Here is a 13,186-nt window from a genome sequence, read left to right as displayed (position 1 = left end):
GCACTGGTCTCTGCCATCCCAGGAGACAAGCATGAGCCGTGCCCTGCATGACGTCGCGACCGGCACCCTGTTCGGGGTCGCGCTGAACTACCAGGGGCTGCTGAAGCAGCGCCTCGCCGAGTTCGAGCAAGCGCCTTACCAGAAGCCGCCGCTCAAGCCCGTGCTGTTCATCAAGACGCCGAACACCCGCAACCAGCACGAGGCCGAGGTGATTCATCCAGGCCAGGGCGAGCGCTTGCAACCCGGGCCGGCCTTGGGTGTAGTGATGGGCAAGTCCGCCAGCCGCGTCAGCGCCGACGAGGCGTTGAACTACGTGGCCGGCTACATGGTGGTCAATGAATTCAGCCTGCCGGAGGACAGCTACTACCGCCCCGCCGTCAAGGCCAAGTGCCGGGATGGCTTTTGCGCCATCGGTCCCGACCTGGTGCCCAGCGCCGACGTGGCCGACCCCCACAGCCTGGCGGTCACGCTGTACGTCAACGGCGAGGTTCGCCAGCAGAACAACACGGCCAATTTCGTTCGCGACATCCCCCGCTTGATCGCCGAGATCAGCGAGTTCATGACCCTGCATGCCGGCGATGTCTTGATCACCGGCACGCCCGAGGGCCGGGTCGATGTACTGCCCGGCGATCGCGTCGAAGTGGACATCAGCGGCATCGGCCGACTCGTCAATACCATCGTCGCCGAGCAAACAGGAGCCGCCTCATGAAACGCGCACGCATTCACTTTGAAGGCCGGGTCCACGCCGTCACGGTCGAGCACGATAACGCCGTGCGCCTGGCCGACGGTCGGCTGCTGGCCGAAAACCAGGTGCAGTGGCTGCCCCCGGCCACCGGCAGCATGTTCGCCCTGGGCCTGAACTATGCCGATCACGCTGCGGAGTTGGCGTTCAAGCCGCCGACCGAACCGCTGGCCTTCATCAAGTCCCCCGGCACCTACACCGGCCACAACCAGATCACCTGGCGCCCCGACAACGTTGCCTACATGCACTACGAGTGCGAGCTGGTGGCGGTCATCGGCAAACCGGCGCGCAACGTCAAGCGTGAGGACGCGCTGGACTACCTGGCCGGCTACACCGTCTGCAACGACTACGCGATCCGCGACTACCTGGAAAACTACTACCGCCCCAACCTGCGGGTGAAGAACCGTGACGCCACGACACCGGTCGGTCCGTACATCGTCGACGTTGCCGATGTAGCCGACCCCGGCAACCTGACCTTGCGCACCTGGATCAATGGCGAGTTGCGCCAGCAAGGCAGCACCAAGGACATGATCTTCGACATTCCCTACCTCATCGAATACCTGTCCAGCTTCATGACCCTGCAACCCGGCGACATGATCGCCACCGGCACGCCCGAAGGCCTGGCCGATGTGGTGCCGGGCGATGAAGTGGTCGTGGAAGTGGAAGGCGTCGGTCGCCTGGTCAACACAATCGTCAGCGAAGCCGAGTTCTTCGCGTCCCGGAAAGAGGCTTGAGCAGCATGATCAAACACTGGATCGATGGCCGTGAGGTCGAGAGCAAAGACGTCTTCGTCAACTACAACCCCGCCACCGGCGAGGCCATTGGCGAAGTCGCCAGCGGTGGCGCCGAGGAAGTCGCCCAGGCAGTCGCGGCGGCCAAGGCAGCGTTTCCGAAATGGGCCAACACCCCGGCAAAAGAACGGGCCCGGCTGATGCGCAAACTCGGCGAGCTGATCGAACAGAACGTGCCGAAACTGGCCGAACTGGAAACCCTCGACACCGGCTTGCCGATCCACCAGACCAGGAACGTGCTGATCCCAAGGGCCTCGCACAACTTCGATTTCTTCGCCGAAGTCTGCACCCGGATGGACGGTCACACCTACCCGGTCGACGACCAGATGCTCAACTACACCCTGTACCAGCCGGTGGGTGTCTGCGCCTTGGTCTCGCCGTGGAACGTGCCGTTCATGACCGCGACCTGGAAGACCGCGCCATGCCTGGCACTGGGCAATACCGCCGTGCTGAAAATGTCCGAGCTGTCACCGCTGACCGCCAACGAACTCGGGCGCCTGGCCGTCGAGGCCGGCATTCCCAACGGGGTGCTCAACGTGATCCAGGGCTACGGCGCCACGGCCGGCGATGCGTTGGTGCGTCACCCGGACGTGCGGGCGATTTCTTTCACCGGCGGCACCGCCACCGGCAAGAAAATCATGCAGACCGCTGGCCTTAAAAAGTACTCGATGGAACTGGGCGGCAAGTCACCGGTACTGATTTTCGAAGATGCCGATCTTGACCGTGCCCTCGACGCGGCACTGTTCACCATCTTCTCGTTGAACGGCGAGCGCTGCACCGCCGGCAGCCGGATCTTCATCCAGGAAAGTGTCTACCCACAATTCGTAGCCGAGTTCGCCGCCCGCGCCAGACGCCTGATCGTCGGCGACCCGCAGGACCCCAAGACCCAGGTCGGCTCGATGATCACCCAGGCCCATTATGACAAGGTCACCGGCTACATCAGGATCGGTATCGAAGAAGGCGCCACCCTGCTCGCCGGTGGCCTGGAGCGTCCGGCCAATCTGCCGGCGCATCTGAGTCGCGGCCAGTTCATCCAGCCGACGGTGTTCGCCGACGTGAACAACAACATGCGCATCGCCCAGGAAGAAATCTTCGGCCCGGTGGTATGCCTGATTCCGTTCAAGAACGAGGCCGAGGCGTTGCGGTTGGCCAACGCTACCGAATATGGCCTGGCCTCCTATATCTGGACCCAGGACATCGGCAAGGCCCATCGCCTGGCTCATGGCATCGAGGCCGGCATGGTGTTCATCAACAGCCAGAACGTGCGCGACCTGCGCCAGCCTTTCGGTGGCGTAAAGGGTTCCGGAACCGGCCGCGAAGGCGGACAGTACAGCTTCGAAGTATTCGCCGAGATCAAGAACGTGTGCATCTCCATGGGCAGCCATCACATTCCGCGGTGGGGGGTGTAGCCCAAGCCTCCTTGGCGACGATGGCCCCGTGGCGAGGGAGCTCATCGGCAAGACCTGATTCAGCGTTTTGAAGATCAACAAGAACAACATTTCAGGAGAATCATCATGGGCGAAGTCGTCCTGGCTGCGAAAATCTGCCACGTTCCCTCGATGTACCTGTCCGAGCTGCCCGGCAAGCATCATGGCTGCCGCGCGGCAGCGATTGCCGGGCACAAGGAAATCGGCCGTCGCGCCCGTGAACTCGGCGCCGATACCGCCGTGGTGTTCGACGTGCACTGGCTGGTCAACAGCGCTTATCACGTCAACAGCGGCGCGCATTTCAAAGGCATCTACACCAGCAACGAACTGCCGCACTTCATCAAGAACATGGAGTACGAATACCCGGGTTGTCCGGAGCTGGGCGAGTTGATCGCCGCCGAGGCCAATGCCGCCGATATAAGAACCCTGGCCCACGACATCCCCAGCCTCGAGCTGGAATACGGCACCTTGGTGCCGATGCGCTACATGCACATGGATGTACCGGCGCAGCAGAAATTCAACGTGGTGTCGATTGCCGCCTGGTGCGCCTGGCACCGCCTGCAGGACAGCTTTGCCTTCGGCGCCGCCGTGCGCCGGGCCATCGAGAAGAGCGACCGCAAGGTCCTGGTCCTGGCCTCCGGCTCGCTGTCCCACCGTTTCTCCGACGACCGCAACGCCGAAGCCAACATCCACAACTGGACGCGGGAATTCGACAAGCAGGTCGATCTGCACGTCGTGAAGTTGTGGCGCGAAGGCCGCTGGAAAGAGTTCTGCGCCATGCTGCCGGACTACGCCGAACACTGCTTCGGCGAAGGCAAGATGCACGACACGGCGATGCTGCTGGGGCTGCTCGGCGGGCCGGACTACGCCAAACCCGCCGAAATCATCACCGAGCCCTTCGGCAGCTCCGGCACCGGCCAGATCAACGCGATTTTTCCAGTCTGAACAACAGCCGCAAGCTCAAGCTGATCGCCTCAACTTGCCGCTTGCCGCTTACAACTCGAAGCTGCCGACGCAGGAGGCCCCCATGCCCCATTTCATCGCGGAATACACCGATAACATCGAGCAGCAGGCCGACCTGCCCGGCCTGTTTGAAAAGGTCCACCTGTTGCTAGGCGACAGCGGCGTGTTTCCCTTGGGCGGCATCCGCAGCCGTGGCGTGCGCCTGGACACCTGGCGCATGGCCGACGGCAAGCACGATTACGCCTTTGTCCATATGACGCTCAAGGTCGGCCATGGTCGCGACCTGGCTACCCGGCAAAAGATCGCGGAAAAACTTTTCGAACTGATCACCACGCACTTCGCCGACTTGCAGGCCCAACGCCTGCTGGCGTTGTCGTTCGAGATGATCGAGCTGCACGAGCAGCTCAACTTCAAGGCCAACAACGTCCACGCCTTTCTCAAGGGCCAGCCCAGCTAGCCCGTTCGCCCCATCGGCCTCTCAGACAAAAAGTACAAGATCATGAGCACAGCCAATACTGCCGACACCGCCGGCACCCTCGCGCACGACCGCACCCATGCCAGCATCACCTGGCGGCTGATGCCGCTGTTGCTGGTCTGCTACCTCTTTGCCCACCTGGACCGCATCAACATCGGCTTCGCCAAGATGCAGATGAGCGCCGACCTGCAATTCAGCGACACGGTCTATGGCTTCGGCGCCGGCCTGTTCTTCATCGCCTATGCGCTGTTCGGCGTGCCGAGCAACATGGCCCTGGACCGGGTCGGCCCGCGTCGCTGGATCGCCACGCTGATGGTGGTCTGGGGCGCGTTGTCGACCGGCATGTTCCTCATCGAAAGCGCCAGCGGATTCTACGTGTTGCGCTTTCTGCTGGGCGTGGCCGAGGCCGGGTTCTTCCCGGGCATCCTGGTTTTTCTCAACCGTTGGTACCCGGCGCGGCGCCGGGCCCAGGTCACGGCGCTGTTTGCCATTGCGGTGCCGATGGCGGGCGTGATCGGCGGGCCGTTGTCAGGCGGCATACTGGAACATTTCCATGACTTCGGCAGCCTGCGCGGCTGGCAATGGATGTTCATCATCGAAGGCTTGCCGGTGATCCTGCTCGGCCTGGTGGTGCTCAAGTGCCTGCCCGACAGCTTCGAGACGGTCAACTGGCTCAGCGCCGACGCCAAGCAGCAACTGCGTGCGCAACTGAGCCACGAAGAACAGCGCAAATCCATTACCTCGTTCTCGGCCATTCTCGGCAACCCGCAGGTCTGGCTGCTGGTGGCGGTGTATTTCGCGGTGATGCTGGCGGTCAACACCCTGGCGTTCTGGATGCCCACCCTGATCCATGGCGCCGTCATCGGCAGCGATGGCAAGGTCGGGCTGCTCAGCGCCGTGCCTTACCTGGCCGGCTGTTTCTTCATGATCGGTTGCGGACGCTCGTCCGATCACCACCGCGAACGCCGCTGGCACCTGTGCGTGCCGCTGTTGATGGCGGCGGCCGGCATTGCCGTCGCCGGGCTTTCCCCGGCCAATCCGACTCTGGTGCTGGGCGGCCTGATCCTCGCCGGCATGGGCGCCAGTGCCGCGTTGCCGATGTTCTGGCAACTGCCACCGGCGTTCCTGTCCAACAGCACCCAGGCCGCCGGCATCGCACTGATCAGTTCCTTCGGCAGCATCGCTTCGTTCTTCGCGCCCTACCTGATCGGCTGGATGCGCGACACCACCCAGAGCGCCAGCCTGGCCCTTTACGTCCTGGCACTGCTCATCGCCCTGGGTGGCCTGTTGGTGCTGCGCACCCGGGCAGCCATCGTCAATCCACAATAGAGACCCTTGTCATGCTCGATCAAAGCCTCATCCAGCAAGCCGCCGCGCGTCTTGACCAAGCCGAACGCTCCCGTGAACAGGTGCGGCAATTTTCCCTCGACCATCCAGGCATCACCATCGATGACGCCTACGCTATCCAGCGCGCCTGGGTCGCGCAAAAAATCAACGACGGGCGCAAGCTGGTCGGCCACAAGATCGGCCTGACTTCCCGCGCGATGCAGGTCTCGTCGAATATCACCGAACCGGATTATGGCGCGCTGCTGGACGACATGTTTTTCGATGAAGGCAGCGACATTCCGTTCGAACGCTTCATCGTGCCGCGCGTGGAAGTCGAACTGGCGTTCATTCTCGGCAAGCCGCTCAAAGGCCCGAACGTGACGCTGTTCGACGTGCTTGATGCCACCGAATGGGTGATTCCGGCGCTGGAAATCATCGATGCGCGTATCCAGCAGATCGACCCGCAGACCAAGGTCACCCGCAAGGTCTTCGATACCATTTCCGACAACGCCGCCAATGCCGGCGTGGTCATGGGCGGCCGTGCCGTGCGGCCCACCGAGATCGACCTGCGCAAAGTGCCGGCAGTGCTCTATCGCAACGGCGTGATCGAAGAGTCCGGCGTGTCGGCGGCGGTGCTCAATCACCCGGCCAAGGGCGTGGCCTGGCTGGCGAACAAACTGGCGGCCTACGACGTCACGCTGCAGCCGGGCCAGATCATCCTGGGCGGCTCTTTCACCCGCCCGGTGGCGGCCAATCCGGGCGATACCTTCCATGTCGACTACGACATGCTTGGCTCCATCGCTTGCCGTTTCGTCTGACCGGAGACTTCTCATGGACATGCCCGTCAATACCTTCAAGCAACGCCTGCGCAGCGGTGAAGCACAAATCGGCCTGTGGCTGGGCCTGGCCGACGCCTACTGCGCGGAGCTGGCAGCCAACGCCGGATTCGATTGGTTGCTGATCGACGGTGAACACGCGCCCAACGACCTGCGCACCGTGCTCGGCCAGCTCCAGGCCATCGCGCCCTACCCCGGCCAACCGGTGATTCGCCCGGTTATAGGCGACACGGCGCTGATCAAGCAACTGCTCGATATCGGCGCGCAAACGCTGCTGGTGCCGATGGTGGAAAGCGCCGCCCAAGCCAGCGAACTGGTGCGCGCCATGCATTACCCGCCCCACGGTGTACGCGGCGTCGGCAGCGCACTGGCCCGGGCCTCGCGCTGGAACAGCATTGCCGGCTACCTCGACCACGCCGATGAGCAGATGTGCCTGCTGGTGCAGATCGAGAGCTGCGAGGGACTCGCCAACCTGGACGCCATCGCCGCCGTCGAGGGCGTCGACGGGGTGTTCATCGGCCCAGCGGACTTGAGCGCATCGATGGGCCATCGCGGCAATCCCGGCCACCCGCAAGTGCAAGCCGCCATCGAGGACGCCATCGCGCGCATTCGCCAGGCGGGCAAAGCGGCCGGGATCCTCAGCGCCGACGAGACACTCGCCCGACGCTACATCGAACTCGGCGCAGCCTTTGTCGCCGTGGGCGTGGACACGACGGTGCTGATGCGTGGGTTACAGGCGTTGGCTGCAACATTCAAGAACACCCCAAGACCATCGACCGGCGGTGTCTATTGATTCAATGTTCCCCCCGTGGCGAGGGAGCTTGCTCCCGCCAGGCTGCGCAGCGGCCTCTGGATCAGCTACCAGGATGAACCAGACACTCCGGGTCGGCAGATCGAGGGGACTGCTGCGCAGTCCAGCGGGAGCAAGCTCCCTCGCCACAAAAGCACATCCACTCGCGCCTTCTAGCGTTTGATTGTCTTGAGGTCATCAAGCAACCCCAACAACGTCTGCAATTTCTCCTCCCCCAACCGCCCCTGCAGACGCTGGTAATTTTCCTCCATGCTCTGGCTCATCGAGTCGAAGCATGCCTGGCCCTGGGGTGCCAGGCGCACCAGCACGCGGCGCTGGTCCTGCTCGGCCTTGCGCCGCACGACCATGCCCGCTGCTTCCATGCGTACCAGTACGCCGGTCATGCTCGGCTTGAGGATACAGGCCAGTTCGGCCAGGCGATTGATTTCCAGCTCGTCATGCTGGCTTAGGATGCGGATGACCCGCCACTGTTGCTCGGTCAATCCGTGCTGGTTCAGCGATGGACGGAAAAAAGCCATGGCTGCTTCACGGGCCTGCAGCAGGGTCAAGGTCAGGGATTGCCGGGGTTTGGGCATGACATGTTTTCGCGGAAAAATAGTTAATGAGTTAACCAAATCTTATCAGCTTCACGCTGGAACACTCAGCTTTGTGCGAACTGTTTGAAAACCAATAAAAAAGCCCCGCTTCTCTCGAGGCGGGGCTTCTTTATTCAGCGGTGTATCAGTTGGCCGTGACGACCGCCTGACCGCTCAACGCCAGGTCGAGCAGTTCGCGGTTGGCGACTGCGTACATGGCGTAGTCGGTACCACTGGCGGCACGGATGTCCACCAGCATGGCGCGCCAGCGCTCGACCATCTCGCGGTGCTGCTCCAGCCACAGCGCCAGACGGGTTTCCACGTCCTGGCTACCGTCGCCTTCCTGCAGGACCGAGATGGTGATCGCCCGCTGCTGCCAGTCGATGTCATCGCGGAACGCTTCACGGGCCAGGGCCTGCCAGTTGTTTTCAACCGGCAAGGCGCTGATCTGTTGCAGGTACCAAGTGATGTCCAGCGCACTGCCCACGGCGAAGTAGGCCTTGGCCACATCGGCGGCGTTCTGGCCGGTGACGTCGGACGCCTCGATGATCGGCAGCAAGGTGTACAGGTGCGTGGTGCCGGCAACCATGCGCGCCAGCAACTCCGGCACGCCGGCGGCCACGTAGGCCTGGTAGCGGGTCTGCCAGCCTTCGCGGGTCGGGCCTTCCAGCAGTTCGTCGAGCTTGAGGCCCAACGCCGCCAGGTGCGGACCGAAGTGAGCGACGTCACGGGCAGCATTCTGCTCGTTGCGGCGGCTGCGCAGGAACCAGCGCGTGGCGCGACGGCCCAGGCGCATCAGCTCGTCCATCAGCTCCAGTTGCACGTCGGCGGAAACCTGGTGGTCCAGGGCTTCGATCTGACGGAACCAGTGCGGGAGATGGAAGATGTCCCGAACGATTACATAAGCACCGGCCACGTTCGCCGGGCTCATGCCGGTCGACTCTTTCAACCGCTGGACGAACGTGATGCCCATGTGGTTGACCAGGTCGTTGGCGATCTGGGTGCTGACGATCTCGCGCTTCAGGCGATGGCGACGCATCGCTTCGGAGAACTTGCTCACCAGCGTTGGCGGGAAAGCCGTCTCCATGTCGCGGGTCAGGTAGTCATCGTCCGGCACCAGGGAATTGAGCAGCGCTTCCTTGAGATCGATCTTGCTGTAGGAGATCAGTACCGAAAGCTCGGCACGGGTCAGGCCCTGGCCTGCAGCGACACGTTCGGCCAGTTGGTCTTCGGTCGGCAGGAACTCGATGGCACGGTCCAGCTTGCCACGGGCTTCCAGATCGTTCATCAGACGCTTGTATTCGGCGATCCGCACAAAGGCGCGACGCGCCGCCAGGGACAGGGCCTGGGTCTGCTTGTAGTTGTTGCCCAACACCAGGCCGCCGACTTCGTCGGTCATGCTCGCCAGCAACTGGTTGCGTTGCTTGTCGGTCATGTCGCCGGCCTGCACCACTTCGTTGAGCAGGATCTTGATGTTCACTTCGTGGTCGGAGCAGTCCACGCCACCGGCGTTATCGATGAAGTCGGTGTTGGTGGCACCGCCATGCAGGCCGAACTCGACGCGACCGAGCTGGGTCATGCCCAGGTTGCCGCCCTCGCCCACCACTTTGCAGCGCAGCTCGTTACCGTTCACGCGCAGCGCATCGTTGGCCTTGTCGCCGACATCGGCGTGGCTTTCGGTGCTGGCCTTGACGTAGGTGCCGATACCACCGTTCCACAACAGGTCCACCGGCGCCTTGAGCAAGGCGTTCAGCAGTTCGGTCGGGGTCAGCTTGTCGGCCTTGATGTCGAAGCGCTCTTTCATCTGCGGCGAAATCGCGATGCTCTTCGCGCTACGCGAGAAGATACCGCCACCTTCGGACATGATGCTGGTGTCGTAGTCGGTCCAGGCCGAACGCGGCAGATCGAACAGACGCTTGCGCTCGGCGAAACTGCTGGCAGGCGTAGGGTTCGGGTCGATGAAGATGTGCAGGTGGTTGAAGGCCGCGACCAGTTGCAGCTTGTCGGACATCAGCAAGCCGTTGCCGAACACGTCGCCGGCCATGTCGCCGACGCCCACCACGGTGATGCTGTCTTCCTGCACGTTGATGCCGCGCTCGCGGAAGTGACGCTGTACGCCAACCCACGCGCCCTTGGCGGTGATGCCCATTTTCTTGTGGTCGTAGCCGGCCGAACCGCCGGAGGCGAACGCGTCACCCAGCCAGAAGCCGTAGTCGATGGCAATGCCGTTGGCGATGTCGGAGAAGGTCGCGGTGCCTTTGTCGGCCGCCACCACCAGGTACGGGTCATCATCGTCATGCCGCACGACGTTGGCCGGCGGCACCAGGGCGCCGTCCTTCAGGTTGTCGGTGATGTCCAGCAGACCCGAAATGAAGATGCGGTAGCAGGCGATGCCCTCGGCCGCGATCTCGTCCCGGCTGCCACCCAGTGGCAGGCGACGCGGCAGGAAACCGCCCTTGGCGCCCACGGGCACGATCACCGAGTTCTTCACTTGCTGGGCTTTTACCAGGCCGAGCACTTCGGTGCGGTAGTCTTCCTCGCGGTCGGACCAGCGCAGGCCACCGCGAGCGACGTTGCCGAAACGCAAGTGCACGCCTTCGACCCGTGGCGAGTAGACGAAGATCTCGAACTTGGGCACCGGCTTCGGCAGTTCCGGAATCAGGTGCGGGTTGAACTTGAAGCTGAAGTACGACTTGTTATGGCCGTTGGCGTCGGTCTGGTAGAAGTTGGTCCGCAGGGTCGCCTTGATCAGGTCCAGGTAACGACGCAGGATGCGGTCTTCATTGAGCACCTGCACATCGTCGAGGGCCGTGAGGATCGCCTGTTCCAGACGCTGTTGCTTGTCTTCCAGGTCATCGCCGCTGAGCTTGCGCGCCAGGTAGAAACGCGTCTTGAACAACCGGGTCAGCTCGCGCGCGATATCGGTGTGGTTGTTCAAGGTGCTGGCGATGTAGCCGAGGTCGAAGCCCAGGCGGATCTGCTTCAGGTAACGGGCGTAGGCACGCAGCAACGCCACGTCGCGCCATGGCAGGCCGGCAGTCAGCACCAGGCGGTTGAACGCATCGTTCTCGGCATCGCCACGGACGATGTGGACAAAGGCGTCCTGCAGGGTGTCGTTGAGCTGCTGGATGTCGAGGTCGAGGCCTTCGGCGGCGGTGAACGCGAAATCGTGAATCCAGAACTCGCGGCCGTTGGTGTGGCGCAGGCGATACGGGAATTCGCCCAGCACGCGCAGGCCGAGGTTTTCCAGGATTGGCAGCACGTCGGACAGCGCCAGCGGCGTGTCGGCGTGATACAGCTTGCAGTGCAGCTCACGCTGGCCGGACACCTGGCCCAACGGCTGGTAGAAGCTCATCACCAGCGGATTGGTTTCATTCAGGCTCAGCAGGTGTTGCATGTCCACTACGGCCGAGTGCGCGGCAAAACGCTCGCGGTAGCCGGCCGGGAAGCCTTTCGGGAAGTCCGACAGCACGTTGGTGCCCTGGGCTTCGCCGAAGCTCTCGATCACCAGGCTGGCGTAGTCGTCCTTCCAACTGCGGCAGGCCTGCACGACTTCTTTTTCCAGCAGGACCGGGTCGATGTCGAGACGGTTTTTCGGGTCCACGCGCAGGATCAGTTGCACGCGAGCCAGTACGGATTCGGAGAAGAACGTCCAGAACTCGCAGTCCGAGGCTTTCAGGCGATCCATCAGCACTTGCTGGATCTTCTGGCGCACTTCGGTGGAGTAGATATCACGCGGCACATAGGCCAGGCAGTAGCAGAAACGACCGTACGGGTCCTTGCGCAGGAACACGCGGATCTTGTTGCGTTCCTGGATCTGCACGATGGACATCACCGTGCTGAACAGCTCGTCCACCGGGGTCTGGAACAGGTCGTCACGGGGCAGCACTTCGACCACCTGGGCCAGTTCCTTGCCCAGGTGCGCCTTGGCCTGGAAGCCCGAACGACGTTCGATTTCCTCGACCTTGCGACGGATATACGGAATGACCCGCACGCTTTCGCCGTACACCGAAGAGGTGTACAGACCCATGAAACGGCATTCCTTGATGACCTTGCCGTTGGCGTCGATTTCACGGATCGACACGTAGTCCGGGTAGGCCGGACGGTGCACGCGGCTTGGGTGCGCGGCCTTGGCGAACGACAACACGGTCGGTTCGCGCAGGTAATTGACCGCGTAGTCTTCGATGCGCAGGTCTTCGGCGGTCAGGCCGGCGCGCAGCAATTTGGTCAGGCCGAGGAACGATTCAGGATCGTATTCGATGTGGCCGCCGTCGGCTTCATCGCGAACCACGAACTCTTCGTAGCCGAGGAAAGTGAAGTGGTTGCCCACCAGCCATTCCAGGAAGCTCTTGATTTCGGCTTTTTCGTCGGCATCGGTGGTGTAGGCGCTGTTGTCCAGGCTCGCGAGGATTTCCCGGACCTTGGCTTTCATCGGCTCGAAATCGGCCACGGCCACGCGCACTTCGCCCAGCACCTGCTCAAGTTCCTTGCTCAGGACATTGAGTTCAGCGGCATTGGCGCAGCGGTCGATCTCCAGGTACATCAACGACTCTTGCAGCACGTCGTCGCTCTGGGTGCCTTTGGGCAGGATTTCCAGCAACTCGCCCTTGCTGCCGCGACGCACGCTCAGGACGGTGGTTTGCAGGGTATGGATGCTGTAGCCGCGACGGTTCAGCTCGGTGCGGACCGAGTCCACCAGAAATGGCAGGTCGTGGTGCAGCACTTCGACGGCGGTGTGGGTCGACTGCCAGCCGTGACGTTCATAATCGGGGTTGTAGACACGCACCTGCGGTTGCGCGTGATCAAAGCGCTCAAGCAGGCGCCAGGCGGACAGGGTGCAGCCGGCGAGGTCGGACAACCGGCGCTGGGTGAGTTCATCGAGGGAAATGATGCCGAAGAATTGTTCAGCGAACAGCGCCACTTGTGGCAGTGCCTGTTCACTGATGTGCTGCGCCAGTGCCGCTTGCAGTTGGTGCTGGAAGTCGGCTTTGCTGGCTGCGGTGAAGAACGCCATCTGTGGTACTCCGCTTGGGCTTGTTATTGATGGTAGCGTCGCGTGCAACCCCTTTCGGGGCCGTCGGCCATCCTGTTCCTGATTCTCGGGCAGAGGAAACAGGATGACAGGTGGGTGAAGCTGGACGAGACCCGCAGGTCACATCCTTTTCCATGTAATTCCATGTCATGGACACCTGCAAAAAACACCCTCGGGTGGCCTTTGCAGGTGCACATCCGTTGCGCAG

General features: G+C 62.6%; 10 protein-coding genes. 8 read left to right on the top strand and 2 right to left on the bottom strand.

The genetic code is table 11. From position 1 onward, the window contains the following. Nucleotides 1-31 precede the first annotated feature (31 nt). The 8 genes from J3P94_RS12240 to hpaI all read left to right on the top strand — a co-directional run bounded on the left by J3P94_RS12240 (nt 32) and on the right by hpaI (nt 7,353). Nucleotides 32-709 carry a fumarylacetoacetate hydrolase family protein gene (locus J3P94_RS12240; protein WP_434573682.1) on the top strand — a complete coding sequence of 226 codons (678 nt, stop codon included), beginning with the start codon at nt 32-34 and terminating at the stop codon, nt 707-709. Continuing rightward, the gene (locus tag J3P94_RS12235) at nt 706-1,476 is read left to right on the top strand and encodes a fumarylacetoacetate hydrolase family protein (protein WP_434573680.1); all 771 of its coding nucleotides are present in this window, start codon (nt 706-708) and stop codon (nt 1,474-1,476) included. Before J3P94_RS12240 ends, J3P94_RS12235 begins: the two co-directional genes overlap by 4 nt. A gap of 5 nt (nt 1,477-1,481) precedes the next feature. Next, nucleotides 1,482-2,942, top strand: a complete 1,461-nt coding sequence (gene hpaE / locus J3P94_RS12230) for a 5-carboxymethyl-2-hydroxymuconate semialdehyde dehydrogenase (RefSeq protein WP_434573678.1) — start codon at nt 1,482-1,484, stop codon at nt 2,940-2,942. Between the two features lie 105 nt (nt 2,943-3,047). Then, nucleotides 3,048-3,905, top strand: coding sequence for a 3,4-dihydroxyphenylacetate 2,3-dioxygenase (hpaD, locus tag J3P94_RS12225; RefSeq protein ID WP_434573676.1), 858 nt, complete (start codon nt 3,048-3,050; stop codon nt 3,903-3,905). An 82-nt stretch (nt 3,906-3,987) separates the two neighbouring features. Beyond that, nucleotides 3,988-4,380, top strand: coding sequence for a 5-carboxymethyl-2-hydroxymuconate isomerase (locus J3P94_RS12220; protein WP_434573674.1), 393 nt, complete (start codon nt 3,988-3,990; stop codon nt 4,378-4,380). A 42-nt stretch (nt 4,381-4,422) separates the two neighbouring features. Continuing rightward, a complete protein-coding gene (locus J3P94_RS12215; RefSeq protein ID WP_434573672.1) occupies nt 4,423-5,727 on the top strand; it encodes an MFS transporter in 1,305 nt (434 codons plus the stop codon). An 11-nt stretch (nt 5,728-5,738) separates the two neighbouring features. After that, entirely contained in the window at nt 5,739-6,542 is an 804-nt protein-coding gene (gene hpaH / locus J3P94_RS12210; protein WP_434573671.1) for a 2-oxo-hept-4-ene-1,7-dioate hydratase, read from the top strand. Nucleotides 6,543-6,555: 13 nt separating this feature from the next. After that, nucleotides 6,556-7,353: a 4-hydroxy-2-oxoheptanedioate aldolase gene (hpaI, locus tag J3P94_RS12205; RefSeq protein WP_434573670.1), complete on the top strand. Its 798-nt coding sequence runs from the start codon at nt 6,556-6,558 to the stop codon at nt 7,351-7,353. Between the two features lie 170 nt (nt 7,354-7,523). Here the strand turns inward: hpaI and hpaR are convergent, their stop codons facing one another. Beyond that, nucleotides 7,524-7,946 (bottom strand): homoprotocatechuate degradation operon regulator HpaR, encoded by a 423-nt coding sequence (gene hpaR, locus J3P94_RS12200; RefSeq protein ID WP_434573669.1) that lies wholly within the window; start codon nt 7,944-7,946, stop codon nt 7,524-7,526. 145 nt (nt 7,947-8,091) lie between these two features. Next, the gene (locus tag J3P94_RS12195; RefSeq protein WP_434573667.1) at nt 8,092-12,960 is read right to left on the bottom strand and encodes an NAD-glutamate dehydrogenase; all 4,869 of its coding nucleotides are present in this window, start codon (nt 12,958-12,960) and stop codon (nt 8,092-8,094) included. Between the last annotated feature and the right edge of the window lie 226 nt (nt 12,961-13,186).

This window comes from Pseudomonas sp. Z3-8, assembly GCF_051131975.1.
In the GTDB taxonomy this organism is placed as follows: Bacteria; Pseudomonadota; Gammaproteobacteria; order Pseudomonadales; family Pseudomonadaceae; genus Aquipseudomonas.
Note: the sequence above shows the minus strand (reverse complement) of the source record. Positions and strands in the feature narration are given on the sequence as shown.

What these genes read in the sequence shown, in the direction of transcription:
- hpaR (WP_434573669.1), bottom strand. Translation starts at nt 7,946, where the DNA reads ATGCCCAAACCCCGGCAATCCCTGACCTTGACCCTGCTGCAGGCCCGT.
- J3P94_RS12215 (WP_434573672.1), top strand. Translation starts at nt 4,423, where the DNA reads ATGAGCACAGCCAATACTGCCGACACCGCCGGCACCCTCGCGCACGAC.
- hpaH (WP_434573671.1), top strand. Translation starts at nt 5,739, where the DNA reads ATGCTCGATCAAAGCCTCATCCAGCAAGCCGCCGCGCGTCTTGACCAA.
- J3P94_RS12240 (WP_434573682.1), top strand. Translation starts at nt 32, where the DNA reads ATGAGCCGTGCCCTGCATGACGTCGCGACCGGCACCCTGTTCGGGGTC.
- J3P94_RS12235 (WP_434573680.1), top strand. Translation starts at nt 706, where the DNA reads ATGAAACGCGCACGCATTCACTTTGAAGGCCGGGTCCACGCCGTCACG.
- hpaI (WP_434573670.1), top strand. Translation starts at nt 6,556, where the DNA reads ATGGACATGCCCGTCAATACCTTCAAGCAACGCCTGCGCAGCGGTGAA.
- hpaE (WP_434573678.1), top strand. Translation starts at nt 1,482, where the DNA reads ATGATCAAACACTGGATCGATGGCCGTGAGGTCGAGAGCAAAGACGTC.
- hpaD (WP_434573676.1), top strand. Translation starts at nt 3,048, where the DNA reads ATGGGCGAAGTCGTCCTGGCTGCGAAAATCTGCCACGTTCCCTCGATG.
- J3P94_RS12220 (WP_434573674.1), top strand. Translation starts at nt 3,988, where the DNA reads ATGCCCCATTTCATCGCGGAATACACCGATAACATCGAGCAGCAGGCC.
- J3P94_RS12195 (WP_434573667.1), bottom strand. Translation starts at nt 12,960, where the DNA reads ATGGCGTTCTTCACCGCAGCCAGCAAAGCCGACTTCCAGCACCAACTG.